Origin of the sequence: Paenibacillus sp. M-152 (genome assembly GCF_003856555.1) — a bacterium.
Classification (GTDB): domain Bacteria; phylum Bacillota; class Bacilli; order Paenibacillales; family Paenibacillaceae; genus Paenibacillus; species Paenibacillus polymyxa_C.
Genome location: NZ_CP034141.1, coordinates 746,064 through 770,835, shown reverse-complemented (window position 1 = coordinate 770,835; position 24,772 = coordinate 746,064). Strand labels below are relative to the sequence as shown.

The following is a 24,772-nucleotide window of genomic DNA, read 5'->3' as shown; positions in this document are numbered from 1 at the left end:
AGCAAGGTCTATACTTAAGTTCAAAAAAGGAAGTTTTGTATGCTCCTAACGTTGAATCGAAGACTAAATGCAGCTATGCCGCTAATTACACCCATCAGCATTCTAATCGGCGTCCTCATCGGTACGCCGTTGTCCCAATATACCGAGCTTTCTCCCTGGCTGTTTGCATTCATGACCTTCGCGGGCAGTGTCGGTATGGGGTTCAAGGATTTTATCCATGTGATCAAGCATCCTGGTCCGCTGATTGCCTGTCTGTTTATTCTTCACCTAGCCATGCCGTTTCTCGCCATGATGCTTGGGCATCTGGCTTTCAATGATGATCCTTATACGATTACTGGACTGATTCTTGGCGCGGCTATCCCTACCGGCATTTCCAGCTTTGTGTGGGTCAGTATCTACAAAGGCAATACAGCGCTGACATTGGCGATCATTCTTATTGATACAATTTTGGCCCCGTTCGCCGTACCCGGCATCATGTCTCTGTTGATCGGAGCGAATGTGCAGCTTGATACCTGGGCGATGATGCAGAGCCTGTTCTGGATGATTGTCGTTCCTTCACTAGTTGGCATGGTGTTGAACGAATGGACCAAAGGAAAGATTAAGCAGGTGTGGGGACCTCGGCTGGGCCCGTTCTCCAAGCTCGCCATGGCTCTTGTCGTCATGATTAACGGATCTGTCATCGCACCTTACCTGGTCGATTTTAATCTCAAGCTTGTTGGAGTATGCCTCTCCATCATTATCCTTGCCTCTACTGGATATGCAATTGGTTATCTCATCTCAGGGCTGATGCGCTGGAATAATGCAGACCGTACGGCGCTTGTCTTTAACGGCGGCATGCGCAATATTAGCGCGGGGGCTGTGCTTGCCATTACCTACTTCCCGGCTCCGGTAGCGCTGCCCGTTGTACTCGGGATGATTTTCCAGCAGTCCACGGCATCTCTGGTCGGATTTCTGCTGAGTCGCCGCGACCGCGTCAACGCTAAGAATAAGCGCAGTACGGTCTCTGCTTCTTAAAATCGAAGCGGTTCTAATTATCAATAAAAATGCCGCCAATATGGCGGCTTCTTTATGATTACCTGTATCAATCCTCACTCATTACCTTATTTAGTTTTTCATAAACAGACAATAAGGACTCTCTTTCTTCTTCGGTTAGGTTTTCAAATAGTTTCTTCTAAGCTTTCGTCCTTCTTCCTGCGCTTTATTTAGCATTTCGTCACCAGCGTCAGTTATTTGCAGGTACACAATCCGCCGGTGCTCCCGCTATAATTCTAAGACATTTGCCAACTCACGGCTCTGCGCTGATCACTTAATTTTCTTATTAAAAATATACGGCAGCACCTCTAGTAACTGTCCGCGTGTAATGGGATCATCATAATTCCATATACTATCCACAAAATGAGTCTTACTGCTACTTAGATCGGCTAAAGCCGCGATATGTGAACAGTGAGCAACGGTTTGCAATTCCTGGCGAGAAGCCAAGACGAAATTACGGTCTCCCGCATAGTGATTCATTTGATGCTGCTGAATTTCTATCCATGCTTGCCCTTGCTCGATTAGGTGCATCACATTGGCAGAAGGACGAAAGCCAAGAGATTCATACAAGGTGGCAGCCAATCCGCTCTGGCCCATAATATAAAGTTTTGCACCAAACTTGAGATAAACAGTAGCTGTCTCCCCAGTAACATAAGCCTCTGCTAATTGCCTGCGTACCCATCTTACTTTGTTCTCATATCTGGTAATCCACTTCTCCGCCGCTTTACTACGTTCAACTAGTTTAGCAATATACCGTAACCGCTCAAATAGTCTAAACTTACTGTTCAATATAACAGTAGGAGCAATCGCATCTAGTTTCTGCAAATCTTGTTCAGGATGAACATAGCTAAGCAATAATAACTCCGGCTGCAATTGTGCAATTTTATCTGGATCTGCCCAATGCCCGATATTATGAATATTTCGCAACTTATTGTGATAAATCACGTTATCTTTCATGATAGAGATAGCCGCTCCTATAGGGGGCATGGCTAAAACGAGTAATTCTCCAAGCGTAAATTTGCCATCAGTCACGATACGTGTTGTATCTTTGGGAATATGAATCTTTCTGCCAAATGAATCGATAACTGTTTTTTGCCCAGTACGAAGATGAATATTCTCATACTCACGCGGGGTGTGCCCAGTTAATTTATGAAAGCACCGGCTGAAATAGTATTCATCCTTAAACCCAATTTGTCGAGATATTTTGCCCAATGTCTCGGTGGAATTACACAGAAGTCTTTTTGCGTGGTTTATACGTAATTGGACCAAATAATCATTTGGCTTTTTGCCGGTCACTATTTTAAACTTTTGACTATATTGCCACCTGACCATTCCAGCCATGTTAGCAAGTTTTTCAACTGTTAAGTCCTCATCATAATGCTGTTCCATATACTGTACGGTTTGTTGAACCAAGTTTATCTTTTCATTGTTCTGCAACTGGGAAACTTGCTCATCGAACTGAGCCATCAACCCCAGAATGAGCTGAAGTCTACCTTGCATCATAGCCATTTCTGATGTGGATAGAGAGGAACAACATTGGTTACTTGTCCATGCTTCATTTCCTATTACTCGATTGACTTGAGAAATCAACAGATTATAGGGGTAACCACAAAGCAAAGGTGGATGAGCAACCGGATTCAAAGTCATTCCTTCTACTTTAAAGGTTTCAAAGGTAAAGCGTGCAAGCTGTGCCTCTTTGTTACTTGATTCCATAGTGTAGCGTTGTACAGGCAAAACCAGAATGCAGCTTCCTTGTCGCAGATCGATTGCAATATTGTCTACATACAGCCGTATGCCGTGACTGAGTGCTATCAATAATGTGCATAAATTTGTTTCATTGTCATTCATCCCCTCATTGTGGCCGTTCGCTGGAATTACCTGGTCAACTTGAAACCTATCATAGTGTTGCAGCCTAATATACAGGGGTGCTAGATTCATAAGCAACTCTCCAACAATTGAAAATGAGAATCATTATCGATATTGTAACATATAATGACCTGCTTTCAACTATAACTATAGTTCAGCTTTTAATAGTTGGAGTATGTGATATTTTAGAAAACTAACGATATAAAGAACTGAATGTGCCAAAATAAGTTCTTACTGTTGGTCCATCCATTGTGGCATCTGTTTAAACAATTGCTCCAAAGCTAACAAATTATCTGTATTCCATTCACTGGGAACAACATGAACATTTCCCTTTTGAACTGCAGGCAAAGTTGCCCATATCGGTCTTTGTAGCAGTCGGTCAGCTTCTGTTTTACTTTCACCATCATCTTGTACAACTACAAACAAATGATCACCAGCAAATTCTGAAAGCACTTCTTCTGAAATATTAACGAAAGACACGCCTTCTTTATCAAGAATATTCTTCTGTACAGCTGGTGGGACGGCAAAACCGTTCTCCCCATAAATAATAGCACCCAGGCTACGATTGCCCATAACATAAAGTGTTTTACCCAACTGGTAGAAAATTGTCGCTGTCTCCCCGTCTGCTAATTGAAACTTATCAAACATTTCTTTCGACTGTGCTTTAAACTTAGCAATCATTTGAGCTGCCTCTTCCTGTTTGCCGAAGATATTTCCAATCTCCTTTACACGTTCTGTATAAGGAAGAGCTGGGTTAAAGGGGATAGTAGTAGCAATTTTCGACAATGCCTCATTATGATCTGCTTCTGCCTTGTAATAACCATTAATAATCAGATCGGGTTTTAAATTCAGAATCGTCTCTAAGTCACCAGGATTTCCAACATCAACGATTCCTTCAAATCTACCTTCATAGTAACTAGGAGTATCTTGGGGAAGGTTATTACCAACAATTGGAATATCCATCGCCAAGAAATCACCAATTGTCTGGCCAATATAAACAACTCGTTTTGGATCTGCAGGTATTTCAACCTGTTTACCTGTTATTGTTGTATATTGAACAGTTTTCTCACTTTCCTCTTTCTGTTTATCAGACACGCTGCTATTAGCATTAGAAGTACTGCATGCCGATATTATCAACAACAGGAGGAAACTCCCTACCCAGAGTATAATTTGCTTTCCACGTTGTTTCTTCACACTTGTTACCCCTTTCCTTCTCTCTATTAATTGAAAATGATTATCATTTACGGCATTATTATAGGTAGTATGAAAAGGGGAAACAATGAAAAAAAAACAAAGGTTTATTTGGATAAATGTCAATGATCGTATTATTATCTCAACCCAACTACTAGCAGCCATCCCCGCCTTTGGACATAAACTCTGCAGACGAGCCAAGCGATAGTTCGTAATGATAAGGTCGCCTTGTAATCCTCCCCTCAGAACATTGAGAAGCTGTTCAATTGTTCTGCCCGTTAGTTCAATAAAAAGGTCATTCCCTCGCCTTCGCTTAAGCTACGTACTCTAAAAATCACCGACGAATTCATTGAACCTCTTAAGAATCATCTGAGTTTTTGGTGGTAGTTGCAATTGTTCCCCAAACGAAAGATCTTATTTTTAATTAAAGATAATTTCTATTCAGTAATTCCACTGAAGGGAGCAATACATTAAAATAAAAAGTATTTTTTTCGGTTAGAAGTTTATTTTCTTCCAGTCAGTCTCACATTTTTTTTCGTATGTTATAAAACCTTCAGTCGAAAACCTTTTTTCAAGCGCCCTGCTAGCCTCATATTTACTACAATCTTTTTCTACATAAATTTCATCTTGTAAAAATAATATAAATATAGAACTAGACGCATCGTTATTAGCCAAATACAAACCCAATAATTCGTTGTATTGAGTACTAAAAAACAAATCTATATACTCTATTCTGAGTTTAATATTTTCCTTAGATTCAACCAATCCTTCATAACTTGCAAATAGATTAAAATCATCCAAATCATAAATTCTATTCACTGAGATTAACGGATTCATGCCTCTTATATACAGGCCTATAACATTGCCATTCTCTTTCTCAAGGAAAAGGACATGGTCTAATCTCTCATTATCCTCCTCATCATGTAAATAAATAATATTTGAGATTTCTTTTTGCTCGAAAAAATAATCAAACTTTTTTGTAAAAGATATTATGTAGTTATTCATAGTCGTCCTCACTCTCCAATTAAATCTAATTCAGATTTTAACTTACTTGATAAACGATCTCCTTTTTTATTTAAGAAAGTCAATATTTCATTTGTTTGTCGGTTAACTAAAACAACAGCATCCCTCTTAACAAAAGTGTCTACAGACTCGTTTGTACTCCATTCAAAAGGTTTCGAATTAGCGAGATTTTTCGAGTCATTTACAATTGAGGAAACAAACTCTTTCATTCTTTCCTTATCCCCTTTTTTAACTGGAGCACCTAAAAAATTTTGGGCTAAATTCGGTTCAGCGCTGTTTATCGTTTTTTTTCATATACAGCATCTGGATCTGTTATGACGTTAACAATTTTGTCTGCTACGTCTTGTTTTCCTTCGAAGTTATCGACCACTATTTGACGAATATCTATATCATGGAAGTTACGTATTCGTTTCCATGTCGCTTCTACACTCTCATAAGCAGAGTTTTTTGATTTCATTGAACACAATCCGCTCAGTCTCATCTAATTCTTTCATAAAACTTATAGTACTAATAATATTACTAAAGTACTTATTTTAATTTCATTTTATATTAATATGTGCGTCAGTTTTTATATTTTCTAATATCTCTTTAGAATACAATTTTTCTAGGGCGTGTCTTCAAAGTGTTTGAGTAGGAATATATTGGTTAAAACCATTAAATGAGTACACGATATGAAATTCAAGATCAACAATGGCGGCAGATTCAAGATCTTTTTCCACCTGAACGAAAACCACAAGGAGGACGTCCTGCAGTGGACAATCGAATCATGTTGAATGCCATGCTATGGGTGGCCCGTTCAGGCGCCCCTTGGCGTGATATGCCCGAAATCTTTCCCAATTGGAAATCTGTCTACACCCGCTTTCGACGCTGGCAGAAAGCAGGGATTTGGGATGAAGTGTTAAAACACGTTTCGCTGGATTCCGATGAGGAAAGCGTGATGATTGATGCCACGATTGTGCGAGTTCACCAGCATGGATCAGGCGCAAAAGGGGGCAAAGTAAGCAAGCGATCGGACGTTCCCGTGGTGGATTAAGCACCAAAATTCATGCTGTGGTGGATGCGTTAGGCAACCCACTTCGCTTTGAATTGACCGGAGGCGAGGCGCATGATTCCGTCCATGGATACAAAATGCTTAAAGCCATGAAACTGACCATGAAGCAAGTCTTGGCCGACCGAGCTTACGATACGAATGCAATCCGGGCTTTTTTGGAAGAACAGCGAGCCATCCCCGTGATTCCGGGGAAGAAAAACCGCCGAGTGCCTCCAAAATATGATCGGGATATCTACAAAGAACGTCACTTAGTGGAATGTTTCTTTAATAAAGTAAAAAACTACCGTCGTTTGGCGACTCGCTATGATAAATTAGCGTGTACGTTCAAGGCGTTTTTGACCTTGGCATCCATTGTAGTGTGGCTTGCTTAAGTTTGAAGACACGCCCTAATAGAAGTTCCAAAACTAGATCTTCGTACTTTTTAAGCTCTTTTTCTATCCAGTAAAAGGTAGTACCTAAAATTTCTTTCAAGTCATCAAAGGATATATCTTCTCATAAAGGAGTTCCCTAAATTTTGCTTCCCACAACAGAAGATCACTGGATTTTCCCGGTGTTGGTCAGTGTCAATGATGCAGCCAACTGAATGTTTAGTGCAGGCAAAAACAGCTCCTGCATCTGCAGGAGCCATTCTCTGAACGGACACAATTATCTTTTGTGCATTCCTTTGCGCTGACGATAGGAGCTACTATGTTTTCTCCCCGCTTTGGAATACGTAAATTAGGGATATCCCGTCAATTTCATTTATTTAAAGATACGTTATTTTTTTATTATTACAGAAAGATCCCCTTCAAAAATTTTTTGAGTCGTATGATTAAAAGTGGATAAATTCACAGTTACAATTCCTGTATTCTTTCGGTTATCTTCTAGATTAATGACTTCAACAACTACATGTAACTCATCATCAGGGTATACAGGTTTCATAAATCGGATATTATCCATAGCAGTACCAGCCACTACATCCTCACCGTATAAACCACATTCTACCCATAGTTTAAATGTTAGAGCTAATGTTTGGATTCCTGAAGCAATAATTCCTCCAAATATGCCTTCCTGAGTTTTCTTCTCATCCAAATGCATGTACTGAGGGTCAAATTCAGATGCGAATTCCATAATTTTTTCTTTGGTTACTTTTATAGAATCAGTCTCGAACCGCTGCCCTACAAAGAATTCATTAAACTTCATATTACACCTCTCGAAACGGATACTTTTACATAATGACTTCCGCAAAATTTAATTGTCAACAAGGAGTTTACTCTCTAGCTAGTATGTTTTTTGGAGCTTTTTGGCTTGGTCAATTCGAAGCTATGATGCACCATATCGTGAACTTCATCTTCTGGTAGATTACCATCTAATATTACTGTATTCCAATGTTCCTTGTTCATGTGATAACCAGGCTTTACCTCTTCAAACGCTTTTCGCAAAAAATCAGCATGATCAGGGTTGCATTTTAGGTTGACGCAAAGATGCTCATCATGATTGTATATCAAGGCAAAAATTTTTTTGTTCCCTTGATGTCTCATCGCAGTCCATCCGTCTCCAAAAGGGTGATCTTCATATGAACTTGGATATGATAAGCAATGCTCAATAATTTCTTCTATTGTCATGACGAATTACCTCGATTTCTATTGGATCTTCTATGCATTAAACGCAATTAGGTTTCTTTGTGGCTTGCATACCATGCTGAAATCTCTTCCATCCGTTGTTTAAATTTCATTTCAGATCCTTGTATAGTGGGGTGGTAATATTCCCGTCCGATGAGAGAATCTGGCATGGTCTGCATCATTGTTAATTTTTCTTGTGTATCATGGGCATATTTATAACCTTTCCCGTAATTCAGTTCTTTCATCAACTTAGTCGGAGCATTTCGTAAATGCAAGGGAACAGGTTCATTTACGGAATGCAGGGCGTCTTTTTTGGCAGCTCTATAGGCCAAATAAGCTGCGTTGGACTTCGGGGCCAAGGTGAGATAAATGACAGCTTGGGTTAGATGTACATCGCACTCTGGCATACCAATAAACTGACAAGCCTGGAAGACAGCTACTGATATCTCCAAAGCTCGGTTATCTGCTAAACCAATGTCTTCACTTGCAAATCTGACCAATCTTCGGGCAATAAATAATGGATCTTCTCCGGACTCCAACATGCGCGATAACCAGTAAATTGCAGCATTAACATCACTATTTCTCATCGCCTTATGCAAAGCAGATATGATGTTATAATGTTCCTCACCATTTTTGTCATATAACAATGACTTGCGATTTAACATTTGTACTAAATCGTTTTTATTCACTACAATGGACCCATCTGATTTTTTCCCGTGTAATACAGCCATTTCTAGTGTGTTTAAAGCTACTCTGGCATCTCCATCGCAATATTCAGCAATCGCTGATAAAACGCCGTCTTCGATCTCGATTGATTGATTATTAAACCCTTTTGGGTTCGCTAATGCTTTTTGCAATAGTTCTAAAATATCTGCATGATTGAGTGGATGAAGCACAAACACTTTACTACGAGAAAGCAAGGCTGAATTTACTTCAAACGATGGATTTTCGGTTGTTGCTCCAATCAATATAATGCTTCCTTTTTCCACATAAGGCAGAAAGGCATCCTGCTGTGCTTTGTTAAAACGATGAATTTCATCAATAAATAAAAGTGTTTTCTCACCTAATTGCCTGTTTCCTTCAGCTTCTTTCATGACACTACGAATATCTTTGATACCGCTAGTCACAGCGCTAAAATCAATAAATTTAGATTGGGTTTGATTGGCGATTATTTTAGCTAACGTTGTCTTTCCCACTCCTGGTGGCCCCCAAAAAATCATAGATGAAACTTGATCATTCTCAATCATTTCACGTAATACTTTTCCGGGTTCAAGCAAATGTTTTTGACCTACAAATTCTTCTAAATTTTGTGGACGTACCCGATTTGCTAAAGGCCGCCCCTGATCATACTCGTCATCAAATAAAGATCCTTGGATCATAAAATCACTTCCTTAAACAACGCATTTTAAAAGAGTTCATAAGATAACATTAATATATAACTACAATTAGTGTTTTATTCAATTATGAAATATAGTAGTAGACACTCGAGTAAGTTAATAATTTCAAAGATGCTGCTGTCGAAATTCTGCAGGCGTACAACCTGTTTCACGTTTGAAAAATTTACTAAAGTGGGTTGCTTCCTTGAAGTTAAGTTTTTCCGCAATGTCACTAATAGAATAGTCCGTATGCATTAACAGACGTTTTGCTTCAAGATTAATCCGGGCCGAAATGAAAGCCTTTGCACTTATTCCAACTGCTGCCATAGTTGCCCGAGTTAGAGTTTTTTCCGTGCAGTTTAGGCGAGTAGCGTATTCACTGACATGGCTCAACTTAGCGAAGTATTTTTCAACGAGTTTCTGGAAGCTTATAAAACGCAGCGATGTTTGAGAATCTATTGTTTCATTCATCCGTTTGCATTTATGAAGAATACTGAGCCAAGTTACAAATGCGTAGAGTTGGTAACGCAACAACATATGAATATCTTCTTCTGTCCCTTCAATCAACAAGTCTTCGATCATTTGTTCGATAGAAGCGATGCTACGACGCAACTCATTATGATTTAAATTTAGAATGCTTGGTAGCCTTCCAAAATCAAAAGCTAGTTTAAGCTCATTTAATGTTGATGTGTTAGGTATAAGAAACTCCGAACGAAACAAAATAATCCATCCATCCCAATTCTCATCATGTCCGAAATTATGAACTTGACCTGGGGATATGGCAAGAAAGGTTCCTGTGCTACAGGAAATCGGCTCAAAATCGACCCATTGTATACACTCACCTTGAGTAACACATATAAGCATATAGAATTCATATCTATAAGTTACACTCATCCTTTCTTTGGGTGTCCGTTGTTTAAGATCAGAGACTCGAAAAATTTCTACATCGTATGGATAAGGTAGTACAGGTTGATATTTAAGACGTTCTATATTTCTTTTCTGCTTTGATATGCGAACCACTACATAAACCTCCTATACTAAAAATGTAGAATGTCCGAAAAGTATCATTTATTTCCCCGGTTTTGCCTTTATCGTTCGTGTTGAATGACCTAAAATGATCATATCATTTCCAACATCTAAAAAAAAGGAGTAAAAAAAATGAGTGTAAATATCAAAGAAGTAGCTGAAACTGTATTGAATATAGAACGCGCCAATAATGAACGGTGGAATCAAGGAGACTGCTTTGGGTACCTGGATAGTTACAGTGATGATATTTCATACTTCGATCCTGTGACTGAAAAACTTATTGTAGGTAATTCAGCGGTGAGAGAACATATTTTGTCACGCTATAAAAATCCTAATATTATTCGGAGTGAATATCTCAATCCCGATGTCGCTGTCACTCAAGCTGGTGATTTGGCTGTGTTGAGTTATAATTTATACAATTACGTAGCAGGAGAAGATGGACAAGAAAAACTTCAAAAAAGTTGGAATACTACTGAAGTTTTTCGTTTAATTAATGGCGAATGGCGCACAGTACATTCCCATTGGTCTTTTGTCCGCCATCCTGGGATTATATCGGGTCTTGATACGTTCTAAATAAACACACCTTTTACTATAATTAATTAAAACTCCCTTTATCAGTTGAACTGATGGAGGGAGTTTCTGTTCATTCGGAATTTCATTTATGTAAATATTTAAAATGAAGGGGTATCCAACATGCAGATTGATAATACGATGGCAAAAAAAATTTTGAGCGAAACCAAAGGAGCATCTACTGTTGGATTTACTCACTCTTTGAATCCTTTCAGTGGTTGTGCTTTTGGATGTAGTTATTGCTATGTTAGAGAAATGCCCATTCAAAAATATAAAGATATTCCTTGGGGAGAATGGATTGATATTAAAATAAATGCTGTTCAAAACTATAGTAAAGAAATTAATAGTCTCCGCCGAAGAAATAAACCTATCAATATATTCATGTCTACTGCTACAGATCCATACCAACCCATCGAGCGTAAGGTTGAGATCACAAGAAAAATATTAACGGAGATGATTGAATCTCCACCGGATTTCCTTCAAATCCAAACAAGAAGTCCTCTGGTGGTTAGAGACCTCGATATACTTTTAGAATTACAACAACGTTGTGGGTTATTAGTTTCTATGACTATTGAAACAGACCGAGAAGATGTAAAGCGACTTTTTGCACCTTTAGCTCCAGGGATCAACCTGCGCTTAAAGGCTCTTAGAAATGTCCATGCAGCAGGAATTGCTACACAGGCATCCATTTCTCCTCTTTTGCCTTTCACGCCAGATTTCCCCAAAAGATTACAGGGGATTGTTGATCGAATATATATTGATTCGCTGAACATTGGAGATGGTTTAAAGGGGAAGCGATCCGAGCAATTGGGTATGCCTTTGTTGTTTCAGCGAAATGGGTTTTCTAAATGGTATCAGCCTGATATTCATTTAAAAACGAACAACTATTTTAATAAATATTTTGACGAAAAGATTATATTCTTATCTTCCAGTAGAGAGTATCCTCTAAAGGGGAAAATATGTACAATTGATTAATCTACAAAAAATGGGACAGTCATATTCTCTAATTAGGAGATTCAATTGATGAAAACTCAATATGTTTTACATACACAAAGAGCAACTAAACAGGCTGCTCTTTGTGTATGTAAAATAATTTAAATTATAGAATTACCGTCCAGATTGGAGTTTCGACGCTTCACGTAGATGCGAATCCCCATTACGGGACGGGAAAAGGAGCTACGATTTATCGGTTCGTGAGCGACCAATTCTCCTCTTTCTACACGAAAGTCATCAATACGAACACTTGGGATGCCGTACACGTCATCGACGGTTTGCTCCACCATGAAACGGACTTGGCCATCGAGGTGCATTATACGGAACAGCCGGTTACACCGATCAAGTCTTTGGTTTAACGCATTTGCTCGGATTTCCCCAACAGGAAAAGATTCAAAAGATTTTGACTTGTTATGCAATTGTGCGGTGTCATAATTAGTGAGAAAATTATCGCTATCCAACTCATGTAAGCCATAAAAATCATAATTAATGAGCATATCCTCATTATTGTAATGCATAAGTATACATTCACCTTGTATAGGTTTCATATTATCTTTATTAGCTCAAAAGACATCAAAAAAAGCTTGCAAGCGACAAGCTTTTTCAATGTTTAATTTCAACTTAAAATAGCGACTTTCAGCGTGACAATGTTATCATGGTTTTAGAATTGCTTTCTTGTAAAAAATATGAATTTAGAAGAATCACTTCGGGCGGGGCTTTGCCATGACAGAGCTGTGCGAACCCAACATATAGAACATTCAAAGCAGATACAACGCCATTCCAGCCGCGACTTTGCTGCTGTTTTTTTACATTTAACATCGTTACACCACTTCTACTTGGCAATTTATACATCGTTATTTTCTAAAAAATGTTGCAAACGCCCTAGCTGCAATAGATGATGCTGTATTGCATTTTAACTAGTAAAAACCACTCTGTAGCATTAAATGCATCGAAACCGGGATGAAGGATTTTATTCAAATCCTGGTGCCTGACGCAAGGTGTTTCAGTACGTTTCATCCGTTCCACTACACCACGAAGTCCTTCTATAAACTGCTCCTTACTCTTCGGCTGCTGCGGTGTGTACTGCGGCGAATCCGGGACCCGTATCCGAATGGGTGGAAAACTTCCAAGCTCAGACACTGCCTTGCCTTACCACTCTCTGTTTTTTCTCCCATGATCCCCAATGCGGCTTCGCTTCCGGCCAAACTTTGGTCAACATTACGCAAATGAATGAATTGTATCAAATACATATACATTTGCCCAATCGACCTTCTTTCTCATACGGTTTTGCATGTAGTTGCTCCATATTGATGTTTTCTAGTTCAACTAAATACCGTTGAACCGTCGTTTCAAAAGACCTGCAATGCTTCTGCTGTACTTCTGATGAAAACAACACTCCTCATTTATTCTAGATATAACCCCAGATTGAGTAGAAACGGGCGGCAAGCCCCTGTACTCGCACGCCTCCCCAGATAAGAGCGCCATTTTTCTGCCCGCAACCACTGGAGTCTACAGGGATGCCCTTGGCGACTTCGGATTTCGTTATGCATAAGTGACTCATCTGTGATCCCTGCCTCAAATCCAGTTCGTGTACCTTGGCTCGTGCATTTGCCTCCAGCTTCCTCCAGATTCCACCTCGCGATGAACACCCTTGAACACCCTTGCTCTTGGTAACGGTAGCGTTAGCCAGCCTACGTTCGGGACTCTCACCCTAGAGATGACGCCATGCTGAGCGTACTATAAAAAACGCTACTGACAACAGCAGTCATTAGCGTTTTATCATTCTTTCGGCCTCTTCCCGAATCCGACAGCATAGAGAACCGGTTTCGGAACCTCCACGTCTCCTACCTCCCCAGTTGAGGTTAAGGTGCAGGAGTTCCTCCAGCGTTCAAACGACGATGGACAAATCCACTGTTTTGGGGCTTGAAAGATAGTATCATAATAAGACCGCCCCGTACCTCCGACCATTCTATAATCATATATTTTTATCATATCGCTTTTATTTACAGCATTATTTACGGTGTCTTTTTTTGGAAATGTATATAAAGAAGTCGTAGATGCTAATTCTTCACAACCGATTGGTGATTTTGGCGGAAGAGAGCATAACAAAATCAAGTGGAGCAAAGCTAAACCCGTCCGACCAACCTAGGGTTAACATAGTGTAGCCTTTGATAAATTTGCCCGTGGAATGGTCAACAAGATAATTCACTAAAAAAAATTATTATCCGACTGTTCCCTGGAGGTAATTAATGACGAATCTCTCTATTGGCTGCCTAAGCGGGCTTTATTCAAAGTGTCCTCAATTGGGGTCACAGTTCATCGTTTGCGACAAGGCCGTTTTTTGTTTTTCGTACGCTAACTTCAGCTTGCTATTCTTGCCAAACACACATAGGGTCCCATGGCTTGATCTGATCGCCATATTTTCCGGCCAAAAAAGCTTTCATGTCTTCCAGCTTAGCAGGCACCTCGTTCCAAATTGGAAGGGGTGGTAACCCTCGTTTGCTTTTCAATAGGATATCCACTGTAACATACAACCGTTCTGGCTGAATCCAATGAAGGAAGCGGGAAATATCAATTTGCTTGGTCAGGGACAAGGTATCAATTTCGTCATTGTAATGCTTGTTAAACTCGCTAATCAGGTTCAGGAGGTAGTGTCTTTGCTCCTTCACGAAATCCAGGCCGCAGATGGCGCCATGTCCTGGAACAACGATTTCGGGTTTAATTTCATCAATAATGCGATCAAGCACTTTAACCCAATTGAGGGTTCCCTCTTCGCTGTATGCCGTACAACCGTTAAACACAACATCGCCGGCGAACAGCACCTTTTCTTTTGGCATCCACAGCAGCAAGTCACTGTCAGAGTGGGCCGGAGCTACGTTGTAAATCATAACTTCCATATCGCCAAGACGGATGTTGATATCGTCCTTTATCTCAATATTCGGGAGCACCCATTCTACGCCTTCCAGGTCGAATCCTTCAAATTCCGCTGCAAAAAACCGCTCGCCCGAAGTCGATTCCGGAGAATTCTTTCCTCTTCTGATGACGCTATCCATCCAGGCGATATTTTCGGTGAGACGCTCTCTGGACGCTTCCTTGTGCATAATAATGCAAGCATCTTCAAACACTTTGTTTCCCCAAGCATGGTCACTGTTATAGTGCGAATTCACCACATATGCGGGAGAGCCGCCGTTGCTTACTTCCTTAAAAGCCTCCCGCATTTCCCGCGCATGGAACAAATCGAAGAATGTGTCATACACCAGCCCTCCGCCCTTGTTGACGAACCCGGCATTGGCCCAACTGATGCCGCGATACGGCGAAATACCGGCAAAGACGCCATTTGCGACTTCAAAAAATTTAACGCGAGGTTTTTGGATAATACGTCCATACTTCATGAAAATTCTCCTTTGCGTACATGTTTTTGGGGTAAAGCACACTGATTATGTCTTTAGTATAGAGAATCGAAAACATAGATGCAAGCAAGCACTTGCATTCATTTGTTTTATGCAATATGATAGTAACAGAACAACATCAAACAACATGGATGGAGGCGCTGCAACATGAAGCTAGTAACCTTTCAAACCAAGACATCTCAGGAACCTTTGTTTGGGTTTGTAATTAACGATAAATTTGTCCTGTCTTTTGCCGCAATTATGAAAAAGCAGGGGACATTCGTTGACAGTCTTGAAAGTATGGACAGCTATCTTCATTATTTGCCAGCAAGTTATGATGCCGCTAAGGAATTGATGCAATATGCTGTCGAACTGTCGCATCAATTCAATGAAAATGAAGTCTGCCCGATTGGAGCGGTAAAATTGCTGCCGCCGGTTCCGCATCCGGCTGCGCTTATCGATTTCGGGCTGACGCCAAGACATCTGAGAAATGCTGGCGTAAATCTGCTGCAAAGAGAATACACAGGACCGGAAAGAGAAGAACTTAAACGAAAAATTGCTTAAAAATTCCAGAAAGATCCGAATAAAGTAATTTTCAGTTATTACAAGTGTAACCATAATGCATTAATTGGCGATGGGGATACGATACATTGGCCTTCGTACTCTTCCTACCTGGATATCGAGCCGGAGCTGGCCTTTGTTACGGGGAAGGGGAACTGCATTGCAGGTTATGTTATTTTTAACGACAGTACTGTTCGCGATGTGCAGTGGCCTGATTTCCTGGCGCTGACTGGACCGACGCGCTGCAAAGATTTTGATCGCAGCAAAGGAATAGGACCATTTCTGGCTACGCCGGATGAAATCGGCAACCCGCTGGCACTGGATGTGGATGTACGGATCGGGGAGAGACTGCACTGGAAGGGAAGCACATCCGAGTATTCTGTACACCCTGCAAAAGTGATGGAGGAGATTCTCAAAGTTTTCACGCCGCTCCCGGGCACGATTATAGGAATGGGGACGATACCGGATTGCTGCGCAATCGAGACCGAACAATGGCTGTTGCCCTCTGACCGAATCCAGATTACATTTGATAAATTAGGCTCGCTCACGCAATTTGTGCCTGATCATGTCAAGATTACTGAACCAAGCCGCTGGGAAAAAAGAAGTGATTTGCCTTAAATAAACGTTTATGAAAATGATGAACCCCGACCCTGCTGCATATGCAAAATCTTGTAGTAGAATAGGTTTAACATATGTAAAAGGAGAAATGCAATGCAAACTTCAGACAGAATCATTGAAGCCGCAACACGGCTCATCAAAAAGAAGGGCTATCGGGGAGTAAGCACCAAAGCCATTGCAACGGAAGCTAAAGTCAATGAATCTACGATTTTCCGGCAATTTGGAAGCAAGCAAGGCATATTGGAAGCCATCATTGAAAGACATTCGGATATCCCGCAATTTGAGAAGCTGTTAAAAGAGGATGCGACCGATAATCCAGAAGTAGATCTGCTGAATGTAAGTCAGCAGTACCGTTTGTTTTTCCATAAAAATGCGGACATCATTTTGATTGGCATCCGTGACAAAGGAATGCTTCCCGAATTGGACAGAGTGCTGGCCGATCCGCCGGTGAAGCTGCACTCCTTGCTGGTTGAATATTTTGAACGCCTGCAGAAGAAAAAAGTTATAGCCAGACAGGATGAGCGTCTTGCCGCCATGACTTTCCTCTCGATGTGCTACGGATTTCAGATGAGCGAGCTGATTCACCGGCAATATCAGTCCCAACTCGTCACCGAGGAAGAGTTCTACAAGCACAGTGTCTCATTGTTTGTTAAAGGAATCTTGTCTCAGTCATAAGCTTTATTGATTTATTTAATGATAAGTCTAACTTCTCCTCTCAAAACATCACCAATTATTAATCATCACCATATAAAGTGGAAAAGCCTTGATCCATCGGTACTTCTGATGAATCAAGGCCCCCACTTTGTCTCAACTATAATGGTTACTCACAATGTTCTCCTAGTTCCATTAAATCTTATAAGCCTTCATTGCTTTTCTTAGCTCTTTGAATGAAGGTCGTTTCCCGTACATTAAGACACCCGTACGATAGATCTTGGCGGCCAACCAACCGAACAACAAAATGGAGGCGACCAGAATGGCAAGTGACAGCCAGATTTCCAGCAAGCTCGCCCGCTCCAGACCAATCCGCAACAGCATAACGGTAGGAGAAAAGAACGGAATGTACCCAGCCACCTTAACGAAAATCGTATCAGGTGCGGCGATATTGAAGATACCGATATAAAAGGCTGCCAGTGACAGCACGGTAATTGGCATAATGGCCTGCCCCAACTCCTCGGTACGGCTAACAATGGAGCCCACCGCAGCGAACAGTACTGCATATAGAAAGTAGCCAAGGATGTAAAATATGAGACCATATCCTAGCACCGCGATATTCAGTTGCGACAGATCCAGTCCGGCAGAGCTAAGGATCACATTATTATGTGGCAGCATAAGATTGGCACACACAACGGCTGCAAAAACAGCAATTTGCAGCAGACCAACCAGGAAGATGCCGATAATTTTCCCAAACATTTGGGTCAACGGCGAAACACTTGTGATGAGAATCTCCATGATCCGTGAGCTTTTTTCCGATGTTACTTCTGCAGCAATCATATTCCCTGTCATCATGGAAGAGGTGAAGAATAATATCATCAATACATAGACCAAACCATAGTTAATCATTGAGGTTTCTTTTTCCTCTGTCCCTACAGCTCCCCCTGGTTCAGATGGACTGTCTACTTCTTTGCTATCCACCATTACAGGTGTACTGATTTCACGAATTTGATCGCTGGTCAACGATTTATTGCCCATAATAGCCTTGACCTTTGCTTCCTGAAGTCCCGTTTGCACCAATGTGATTACAGCCGGAGATGGCTCTTTTTCTACAGAGACGTACTCCACTTTGGGAAATGTGTCTCCCTTGGCGGTAGGCTCCGTAAACCGCACGTAACCTTGCAGCTTCCCATTTTTCAAGGCTTGCTGCATTGCTGGCGCTTGTACGCTGTCATAACGTACCCAGATGGCTGCAGGGTTGGACTGCTCCTTGGTAAACTGCTCCAGCTGATTCGCCACTTCTGTCTGGCTCCCGGCAATCAGCCCCAAGCGTTGATGCTCAGCTGCCGTTGTACCGGAACCTCCGGCCCCTTCTCCTTTAAACAAAGAAATCAAATATGGCAGATTCATGCCAATCGTAATAAGCAAGGCCAGTACCAGTGTCGTAATGATAAAAGATTTGGTCCTCGCCTTCTGACGAAACGTAAAACCGATCACCGTACCTAGTCTATTCATGGGAATCCCCCACCTCTCTTATGAAAATTTCGTTGAGCGTAGGTTCCTTGATCTCAAAATGCTCCACATCCGTTTGCCCCAACGCTGTTTGCAAAATTAACTTCGCCGCATCCGGCTGCTCAATATGCAGCATCCAGCCACGATCCATATTCTCTATGCTGCGTACGCCTGGCAGCTGTTCCAGCCCGCTCACTTCACCCGTAGTGATGAGACGAACTTTTTCACGTGGATAGCGGCCTTTAATCTCTTGCACACTTCCTTGCACCACAGTATTTGAGCGATGCAAAATCGTAATATGTCGGCACAGTTCCTCCACATGCTCCATACGGTGGGTTGAGAATAAAATCGCAGCCCCATCATCCCGTAATTCCTTCACCGTATCCTTAAGTAATTCGACGTTCACCGGGTCTAGTCCACTGAAGGCCTCATCCAAAATGAGCAGCGTTGGGCGATGCACAACCGCGGCAATAAAACCCATTTTTTGCTGATTTCCCTTGGATAGCTCCTCAATCCGCTTGTCATAATATTCCGGCACTCCAAAGCGCTCCAGCCAGTAGCGTAGGCTTTTGTCTGCCTCCTTGGCTGACATTCCGCGTAGCCTGCCCAAATAGTTAATTTGCTCGCTCACCTTCACCTTGGGGTACAACCCACGCTCTTCGGGCAAATAGCCCATTGTCCGCTGAAGCTCCTTGCTGTAGGGCTTGCCCTCATATTGGATGCTTCCCCCGTCAGGGTAAATCAGACCGAGCACCATGCGCATCGTTGTCGTTTTGCCTGCTCCATTGCCTCCCAGCAGTCCGTAAATCTCGCCGCCGTTCACATTCAGCGATATTCCATTTACCGCCGTATGGTTCCCATATTGCTTCACGACCTTTTCCAATTGCAGCATACTCATGATTGTTTTACCCCTTCCTTCTCCATAAATGTCTCTGCATTCGCAGATATTTGTCCTGCAGACCAATATACTAAAATATCATCCAGTTCCAGACGCCGCACACGGATGGGGCGAATCCCCGCTTGTTCCAATATAGCACTGGCCTCCCCGGCTGCCAGCGTTATAATTCGCTGTAAATTCCCATCACTCTCTGTCTCTACAACTCCCGGAAGCTCCGATGCCTCCTCTGGTGTACCTTCAAACCACATTTCCTTGCCATTTTCGAGCAGATGGTCTTTTTCCAGTTTGCCAAGCAGCCTGCCATCGTGCATCAAGACAATATAATCCGCCAAACGCTTGATCTCGTCCATGATATGGGTAGCAATAATGATCGTCGTTTTGCCGTTCTTCATACAATCCCGCAGTTCATCTAGCATGATTTTCCAAGCAAAAGGATCTAAACCTGATGAAGGCTCATCCAGCAGCAACACACGAGGGTGTGGCGCCAAGGCAGCAGCCAATTCAAATTTCCGACGCTGTCCCTTGGACATACGCGATAATTTCGTATGTGATGGAACCTGAAAGCGGTCCATTAAACGCTGAAAACGTGTTTCATCCCAGCCAGGATACCACAATGCTCGAAAAGCCGCTGCTGCTTCTGCCGTTAATCGATCCTCCTCACGAACCGGCTGCTCCGGTATATACCCAACCCATTGTCGTGTATCTGCCGGCATGCCGTCGGGGTATGCTTGACCGAACCAGCGAATCTCACCGGAATCCGGATGAACAAGCTGAGTCAGCAAATGAATCAATGTGCTTTTCCCTGATCCGTTATGTCCAGCCAAAGCGACCACATATCCTGGTTCAACCGTTAAATTAATCGGCCCAATATTCCGGTTACCCCGGGTTTTATAGACCTGGCTCATCTCAATAATTGGTGCTTTCCTCTGTATTTGCGTAGGAACTTCCACATGATTGTTCACAGCTGTCACTCCTTCACCTGGACTTCATACCTTCTTTTCACCATTTCTGCAAAAAGCTCCAATAATTCCTGCTCTGTCATCTGTACAGCGATGCCTGTGGCAATCGCCGTTTCCAATGCCTCGGTCACCGCTTTAAGGCGGTAACCTGAGCGCATATCATCCTCGACCAGAGCGACAAAGGTGCCCGTTCCCTGCCGGGTACGTAGCAAGCCTTCGTTCTCCAAATCCTGATAGACCCGCCGGACGGTGATTACACTACAACGAAGCGTCCCCGCAAATTCACGAATGGAGGGAAGCAGCGTTCCCGCTGCAATTTGTCCGGTTACTATGAGTGAACGAAGCTGCTTTTCAATCTGCGCATACAGCGGTTCCGCGCTATTCTCATCAATTTGCACTGGAATATTCACCTGCTTTCCCCCCCTTTTTTGTTATTTTTGTACACATACTACTAAGTTAAGTTCCGTTTCATGAGTTTACGCTGTGTCACCCGATAGGACACTGACATAGCCAGAACTCCTGCTAACAATGCTCCCCACATCACCGGGGACAACAGCAACCATTCCTTACTGTAAGAAGCCGTTATCGATACCAGATTGGCCCCACATACTCGAGCTATAATCGTAACCATCCCGCACATTAGCATGATCACAATAGATAGCCAGAAGTACTCTTTTCCTCTTTTCAAAAATTCCAAGTGAATATAAATGGCTTGAATGAGCATTCCGTAGCCTATCCAGGTCAGAGCAAACGATACAAAGAAACCTGTGCTGGCATATACCCGAAGCGTACCTGACAACGTAAACAAAAGAGCAAAAAATATCACACTATTCGCAACAAACGCCAACACCGCCTGTTGAATTCGACTCATAATTACTGCTTTCATCGGTATAGGCAAGGTGCGGAAAAAGGCTAGCATGTGCGTATAAGAATCTTCCTGCAAATATTTGAACGCTCGACGGTTATAAATGAACCCTAAAAACGGAATCAACGTCAGCATGATGAAATCAGCTACTGGACTCAAGGCTGCATGCTCACCCCATTGCACACTTACCGCAAAACTCATGGTAAATCCCAAATACGCAATAAACAGCAGCGTCCATAGTGCTGCATATGGATTCTTGCGAAAATCCTGACGGGTAATCATCCATGCTTGCTTCATGATCGTCATTTTCTTATCCTGATCCCTTCTGCACTGCCTGCGAATAACGACCTCGTTCGCTCTTCATTTCGAAGGTGTTACGACAGTATTCAGTGTTATTACTGTATATATCCTTATACACAGTATATAAACCAAGATTTACAGTTGTCAACCACCTGAACAATATTGTGCGTACAATCACAATAGCTCGTTTGGACCTATGCTACTCTGTAAATGAAAAACGTTCTCAATCGAGGGGATGAACAAATGGATAAAATACTGCATTGGGATGAGTCCATATTTAACCTTGTTAATCGTCATCCTGAAGTGAAGGACATTATGGTAGAACTAGGTTTTCACGATATTGCCAAGCCCGGTATGCTCCAAACCGCAGGACGTTTTATGACACTGTCCAAGGGAATTGCATTGAAAAAAATAGGTATGGAAACTGTGCAGCAGACGTTTATGCAACATGGTTTTACCATTCAAAAATAAAGGGGTTAACGATCATGAGCGAGCTAATTAACAACCGTGAACATACAGCACAGGAATTAACGGAGCGTCAGCGAACACTGAAGGAAATTATTAAAGAACTACATGCTGGGAAAAGCGTGGAGGAAGTCAAAGCGCGTTTTGCAGAGGCTGTTGGTGGAGTAAGTGTGGCAGAAATTTCAGCGATGGAGCATGCCTTAATGACTGAGGAAGGAATTCCGGTGTCGGAAGTCCAACGCCTCTGTTCCGTTCATACGTCGATATTCAAGGGCTCTATTGAGGATATTCACCGTCCTGCAGGACCTGAGGAACAACCGGGACATCCTGTTCACACCTTTAAGCTGGAAAATCGTGAGATCGAACGGCTAGTCAACTTTAAGCTGGCATTGCATGCAGAGCAATTTCAAAAAGAAGACAGTCCCAAGGTTATTTACAAGCTGCTTGAGGATTTAAGTCTGCTAATGGATGTAGACAAACACTATAGCCGCAAAGAAAATCTAGTATTTCCTTATCTAGAACGTTATGGGATCTTTGGTCCAACCAAAGTAATGTGGGGAGTGGACGACGGCATTCGTGCCGCAATCAAGGATGCGAAGAAGCTGCTCACCGAATATAACGGAGATCGTGAGCAGATCGGGAAGGCGCTTGCCCATATCATGAGCGAAGTGAATGAAATGGTATTCAAGGAAGAAAATATTTTGCTGCCGATGGCACTCAGTAAGCTGACCGAGGATGAATGGCTAAAAATAGCCCGGGAAAGCGAGGAAATCGGTTTCTGCCTGACCGCTCCTGAGCGTGAATGGATACCTGAACGGGCAGAGGACCCTGTAGAAGCCCTTGAGCAAAAAGAAGACACTTCTGGCACTCCGCAAGGGTTCGTACGATTTGAGACAGGGATTGTATCTGTACAACAATTGGAACTGCTGTTGAATCATCTGCCTGTGGACCTGACCTTTATCGATGAAAATGATGTTGTTCGCTATTTCTCTCACGGTAAAGAACGGATCTTTGCCCGCACAAAGGCCGTCATTGGTCGTACCGTGCAAAATTGCCATCCGCCGCAAAGCGTGCATGTCGTTGAGAAACTGCTGGAGGATTTTAAGGCCGGCCGCAAGGATGTTGAGGATTTTTGGATTCCAATCAAGGACAAATTTGTCTACATCCGTTATTTTGCCGTTCGGGATAACGAAGGACGCTATCTGGGAACGCTGGAATTCACGCAAAATATCGCTCCTATTCGCGCCTTGGAAGGACAAAAACGTATTCTATCGGAATAGCAGCCAGCCGTAAGCCACCATGTTCATGTTTTTGCCACCCATATTTATAATATGCTGTTCTACTATAGGCTTGGCCCCCAGTCTTTCATAAAAAGTACACGCTGGATTATCTGCCAGCACCCACACCATGACAGAGTGAATATCCATACTATTAAAATGTTGAAGCAAGCGTAGAAAAAGTCTTTTGCCGAGCCCTAAACTATGGTATTCACTCAAAACATAAATAGCCGTGATCTCTCCCCCATACGGGGGATATTCCCCTGACTTTTCCGGACCTCCACTCACAAATCCGATAATTTCCCCCTTTTCATTTTCAGCAACATATACGAGGTGACCGTCTTCAGTAGATAGATTCGCATTCCATAATTCTATTCTTTGCTCATAGGAAAGACGTTCCAGAATCTCGTCAGGCATGATATCTTTGTATGTCGTTCTCCAGCAGTCTACGTGCACCTTGGCGATGTCTTCGGCATCTGATATCATCGCTTCCCTGATCATCATGTGGGTTCCACTCCTAGTTTCCAATATTATGCCTCCTATTATACCGACGATCCGAATCTCGATCTATGATCTATAACAAGAATCTCATTGTTTGGTGAAGTGGATAGGCCATCCTAAAAAACTTACCAAGAGAGTCTTATGCACACGATCCGCACATTGGACTCCCTATGGCACAATACTCTTTTACGAGGTCAAAATATAAGGACCGTTCTTTGTAATCGCAATGGTGTGCTCATATTGAGCGCCCCAACTGCCGTCTGCTGTGCTGATGGTCCAACCATCATCCCCCCAGAGCACCGCGCCTTCGGGTCCGAGGGTAAATACCGGCTCAATGGTAATCACCATCCCTTCGCGCAGTGGCAATCCTGTTCTAGCACGACCGTAGTGGAGAACGTCCGGCGGTTCATGCATTTGGCGGCCGATCCCATGCCCGATCAGAGATTTGACGTTACCGTACCGCCGCCAGCCTGCCGCTTTTCCCACCGCATGCCCGATATCCCCTAATGTCCTGCCGGGGCGGGCAACGTCGATGCCTCGCATTAGCGCCTTATGGGTCTGCCGCAACAGCTTTGCTACCGGCCGGCTGATGTTACCCACTGCGTAGGTCCATCCCCGGTCAGCCAGCCACCCGTCCTTGTTGACCACAATGTCGATGGTCACAATATCCCCGTCATGAAGCACCCGCTCCGAGGGAAAGCCGTGACATACCACCTCATTGACCGAAGCGCAGGTAGCATAAGGGAACCCTTTATAGCCCTTTTGTTCAGGCGTAGCTCCACGCTTGCTTAGAAATTGCTCCACCCAAGCATCGATTTCAAGCGTTGTGATTCCCGGAAGAATACGACTTTCCAGCGTACGATGGCAATCTGCCAAAATACGTCCGGCCTCCCTCATGTAGCCGATTTCCTCCGGTGTTCGTATCGCTATTTCTATTGGAATCCGCCTCCTTTGAGCATACAAATTCACTAAACCTATCCCATTGTATGCAGGACGGACACAAAAAAACCGTCTCCTCTGTGGATGACGGTTTATAAAAGTCGTGTT

At 42.6% G+C, this 24,772-nt stretch carries 27 protein-coding genes and 1 pseudogene; 10 read left to right on the top strand and 18 right to left on the bottom strand.

Annotation, left to right across the window (positions count from 1 at the left end):
* Window positions 1-39: 39 nt before the first annotated feature.
* On the top strand, window positions 40-1,014 hold the full coding sequence (locus tag EGM68_RS03540; protein WP_129548667.1) for a bile acid:sodium symporter family protein: 975 nt from the start codon (window positions 40-42) through the stop codon (window positions 1,012-1,014).
* A 288-nt stretch (window positions 1,015-1,302) separates the two neighbouring features.
* Here EGM68_RS03540 and EGM68_RS03535 read toward each other — a convergent pair whose 3' ends face one another.
* From EGM68_RS03535 to EGM68_RS03520, 4 genes are all read right to left on the bottom strand, one after another.
* Window positions 1,303-2,970, bottom strand: a complete 1,668-nt coding sequence (locus tag EGM68_RS03535; protein WP_129548666.1) for an AraC family transcriptional regulator — start codon at window positions 2,968-2,970, stop codon at window positions 1,303-1,305.
* 159 nt (window positions 2,971-3,129) lie between these two features.
* Window positions 3,130-4,092 (bottom strand): ABC transporter substrate-binding protein, encoded by a 963-nt coding sequence (locus EGM68_RS03530; protein ID WP_129548665.1) that lies wholly within the window; start codon window positions 4,090-4,092, stop codon window positions 3,130-3,132.
* 492 nt (window positions 4,093-4,584) lie between these two features.
* Window positions 4,585-5,094, bottom strand: a complete 510-nt coding sequence (locus EGM68_RS03525; protein WP_129548664.1) for a hypothetical protein — start codon at window positions 5,092-5,094, stop codon at window positions 4,585-4,587.
* Window positions 5,095-5,102: 8 nt separating this feature from the next.
* On the bottom strand, window positions 5,103-5,321 hold the full coding sequence (locus tag EGM68_RS03520; RefSeq protein ID WP_129548663.1) for a hypothetical protein: 219 nt from the start codon (window positions 5,319-5,321) through the stop codon (window positions 5,103-5,105).
* A 449-nt stretch (window positions 5,322-5,770) separates the two neighbouring features.
* Here EGM68_RS03520 and EGM68_RS03515 point away from each other — a divergent pair.
* Window positions 5,771-6,534 (top strand): IS5 family transposase gene (locus EGM68_RS03515; protein WP_206099025.1). Its coding sequence is split into 2 segments (ribosomal slippage): window positions 5,771-6,107 and window positions 6,107-6,534, totalling 765 coding nucleotides; the frame shifts between segments, so codons are not numbered across the junction.
* Window positions 6,535-6,919: 385 nt separating this feature from the next.
* Here EGM68_RS03515 and EGM68_RS03510 read toward each other — a convergent pair.
* From EGM68_RS03510 to EGM68_RS03495, 4 genes are all read right to left on the bottom strand, one after another.
* The gene (locus tag EGM68_RS03510; protein WP_129548662.1) at window positions 6,920-7,345 is read right to left on the bottom strand and encodes a MaoC family dehydratase; all 426 of its coding nucleotides are present in this window, start codon (window positions 7,343-7,345) and stop codon (window positions 6,920-6,922) included.
* 74 nt (window positions 7,346-7,419) lie between these two features.
* Window positions 7,420-7,767, bottom strand: a complete 348-nt coding sequence (locus tag EGM68_RS03505; RefSeq protein ID WP_129548661.1) for an MmcQ/YjbR family DNA-binding protein — start codon at window positions 7,765-7,767, stop codon at window positions 7,420-7,422.
* A gap of 47 nt (window positions 7,768-7,814) precedes the next feature.
* Complete coding sequence (locus EGM68_RS03500) at window positions 7,815-9,143, bottom strand: replication-associated recombination protein A (RefSeq protein WP_013369258.1); 1,329 nt, start codon at window positions 9,141-9,143, stop codon at window positions 7,815-7,817.
* Window positions 9,144-9,266: 123 nt separating this feature from the next.
* Window positions 9,267-10,160 carry a helix-turn-helix domain-containing protein gene (locus EGM68_RS03495; protein WP_013369257.1) on the bottom strand — a complete coding sequence of 298 codons (894 nt, stop codon included), beginning with the start codon at window positions 10,158-10,160 and terminating at the stop codon, window positions 9,267-9,269.
* A 138-nt stretch (window positions 10,161-10,298) separates the two neighbouring features.
* Between EGM68_RS03495 and EGM68_RS03490 the strand changes: the two genes are divergently transcribed.
* The 3 genes and pseudogenes from EGM68_RS03490 to EGM68_RS03480 all read left to right on the top strand — a co-directional run.
* On the top strand, window positions 10,299-10,739 hold the full coding sequence (locus tag EGM68_RS03490; protein WP_013369256.1) for a YybH family protein: 441 nt from the start codon (window positions 10,299-10,301) through the stop codon (window positions 10,737-10,739).
* Between the two features lie 120 nt (window positions 10,740-10,859).
* Window positions 10,860-11,711 carry an SPL family radical SAM protein gene (locus EGM68_RS03485; RefSeq protein ID WP_013369255.1) on the top strand — a complete coding sequence of 284 codons (852 nt, stop codon included), beginning with the start codon at window positions 10,860-10,862 and terminating at the stop codon, window positions 11,709-11,711.
* Between the two features lie 137 nt (window positions 11,712-11,848).
* A pseudogene (locus EGM68_RS03480) lies at window positions 11,849-12,132 on the top strand (Tn3 family transposase); the annotation flags it as partial.
* A gap of 479 nt (window positions 12,133-12,611) precedes the next feature.
* On the opposite strand, the gene EGM68_RS25970 reads toward EGM68_RS03480, so the two are convergent.
* The 3 genes from EGM68_RS25970 to EGM68_RS03460 form a co-directional block, all read right to left on the bottom strand.
* The gene (locus EGM68_RS25970; protein WP_014599442.1) at window positions 12,612-12,869 is read right to left on the bottom strand and encodes a hypothetical protein; all 258 of its coding nucleotides are present in this window, start codon (window positions 12,867-12,869) and stop codon (window positions 12,612-12,614) included.
* A gap of 263 nt (window positions 12,870-13,132) precedes the next feature.
* Entirely contained in the window at window positions 13,133-13,378 is a 246-nt protein-coding gene (locus EGM68_RS03465; protein WP_129548660.1) for a hypothetical protein, read from the bottom strand.
* A gap of 720 nt (window positions 13,379-14,098) precedes the next feature.
* A complete protein-coding gene (locus EGM68_RS03460) occupies window positions 14,099-15,121 on the bottom strand; it encodes an MBL fold metallo-hydrolase (RefSeq protein WP_013369250.1) in 1,023 nt (340 codons plus the stop codon).
* A 165-nt stretch (window positions 15,122-15,286) separates the two neighbouring features.
* Here EGM68_RS03460 and EGM68_RS25960 point away from each other — a divergent pair, with 165 nt between their 5' ends.
* The 3 genes from EGM68_RS25960 to EGM68_RS03450 all read left to right on the top strand — a co-directional run bounded on the left by EGM68_RS25960 (window position 15,287) and on the right by EGM68_RS03450 (window position 16,972).
* A complete protein-coding gene (locus EGM68_RS25960) occupies window positions 15,287-15,682 on the top strand; it encodes a hypothetical protein (RefSeq protein ID WP_240664121.1) in 396 nt (131 codons plus the stop codon).
* Between the two features lie 27 nt (window positions 15,683-15,709).
* Window positions 15,710-16,297 carry a fumarylacetoacetate hydrolase family protein gene (locus EGM68_RS25955; protein WP_346427889.1) on the top strand — a complete coding sequence of 196 codons (588 nt, stop codon included), beginning with the start codon at window positions 15,710-15,712 and terminating at the stop codon, window positions 16,295-16,297.
* A gap of 93 nt (window positions 16,298-16,390) precedes the next feature.
* The gene (locus EGM68_RS03450) at window positions 16,391-16,972 is read left to right on the top strand and encodes a TetR/AcrR family transcriptional regulator (protein WP_013369248.1); all 582 of its coding nucleotides are present in this window, start codon (window positions 16,391-16,393) and stop codon (window positions 16,970-16,972) included.
* 171 nt (window positions 16,973-17,143) lie between these two features.
* Here EGM68_RS03450 and EGM68_RS03445 read toward each other — a convergent pair whose 3' ends face one another.
* Genes EGM68_RS03445 through EGM68_RS03425 form a run of 5 tightly spaced genes read right to left on the bottom strand, consistent with a single transcriptional unit; the run spans window position 17,144 to window position 21,488 of the window.
* The gene (locus EGM68_RS03445; RefSeq protein ID WP_129548659.1) at window positions 17,144-18,463 is read right to left on the bottom strand and encodes an ABC transporter permease; all 1,320 of its coding nucleotides are present in this window, start codon (window positions 18,461-18,463) and stop codon (window positions 17,144-17,146) included.
* Window positions 18,456-19,358 carry an ABC transporter ATP-binding protein gene (locus tag EGM68_RS03440; RefSeq protein WP_025675799.1) on the bottom strand — a complete coding sequence of 301 codons (903 nt, stop codon included), beginning with the start codon at window positions 19,356-19,358 and terminating at the stop codon, window positions 18,456-18,458. The genes EGM68_RS03445 and EGM68_RS03440 overlap by 8 nt, the downstream gene beginning before the upstream one ends.
* Entirely contained in the window at window positions 19,355-20,320 is a 966-nt protein-coding gene (locus tag EGM68_RS03435) for an ABC transporter ATP-binding protein (protein ID WP_013369245.1), read from the bottom strand. Before EGM68_RS03435 ends, EGM68_RS03440 begins: the two co-directional genes overlap by 4 nt.
* A gap of 5 nt (window positions 20,321-20,325) precedes the next feature.
* The gene (locus EGM68_RS03430) at window positions 20,326-20,727 is read right to left on the bottom strand and encodes a GntR family transcriptional regulator (RefSeq protein ID WP_013369244.1); all 402 of its coding nucleotides are present in this window, start codon (window positions 20,725-20,727) and stop codon (window positions 20,326-20,328) included.
* A gap of 41 nt (window positions 20,728-20,768) precedes the next feature.
* Window positions 20,769-21,488 carry a hypothetical protein gene (locus EGM68_RS03425; protein ID WP_025675800.1) on the bottom strand — a complete coding sequence of 240 codons (720 nt, stop codon included), beginning with the start codon at window positions 21,486-21,488 and terminating at the stop codon, window positions 20,769-20,771.
* Between the two features lie 237 nt (window positions 21,489-21,725).
* Between EGM68_RS03425 and EGM68_RS03420 the strand changes: the two genes are divergently transcribed.
* Window positions 21,726-21,953, top strand: coding sequence for a DUF1858 domain-containing protein (locus EGM68_RS03420; protein ID WP_025675801.1), 228 nt, complete (start codon window positions 21,726-21,728; stop codon window positions 21,951-21,953).
* A 14-nt stretch (window positions 21,954-21,967) separates the two neighbouring features.
* Complete coding sequence (locus EGM68_RS03415; RefSeq protein ID WP_058710947.1) at window positions 21,968-23,227, top strand: DUF438 domain-containing protein; 1,260 nt, start codon at window positions 21,968-21,970, stop codon at window positions 23,225-23,227.
* Here EGM68_RS03415 and EGM68_RS03410 read toward each other — a convergent pair.
* Both EGM68_RS03410 and map read right to left on the bottom strand, forming a co-directional pair.
* Window positions 23,216-23,728: a GNAT family N-acetyltransferase gene (locus EGM68_RS03410; RefSeq protein WP_129548658.1), complete on the bottom strand. Its 513-nt coding sequence runs from the start codon at window positions 23,726-23,728 to the stop codon at window positions 23,216-23,218. The two genes, EGM68_RS03415 and EGM68_RS03410, sit on opposite strands and share 12 nt — an antisense overlap.
* A 183-nt stretch (window positions 23,729-23,911) precedes the next feature.
* Window positions 23,912-24,694, bottom strand: a complete 783-nt coding sequence (gene map / locus EGM68_RS03405) for a type I methionyl aminopeptidase (RefSeq protein ID WP_013369239.1) — start codon at window positions 24,692-24,694, stop codon at window positions 23,912-23,914.
* Window positions 24,695-24,772: the final 78 nt, after the last annotated feature.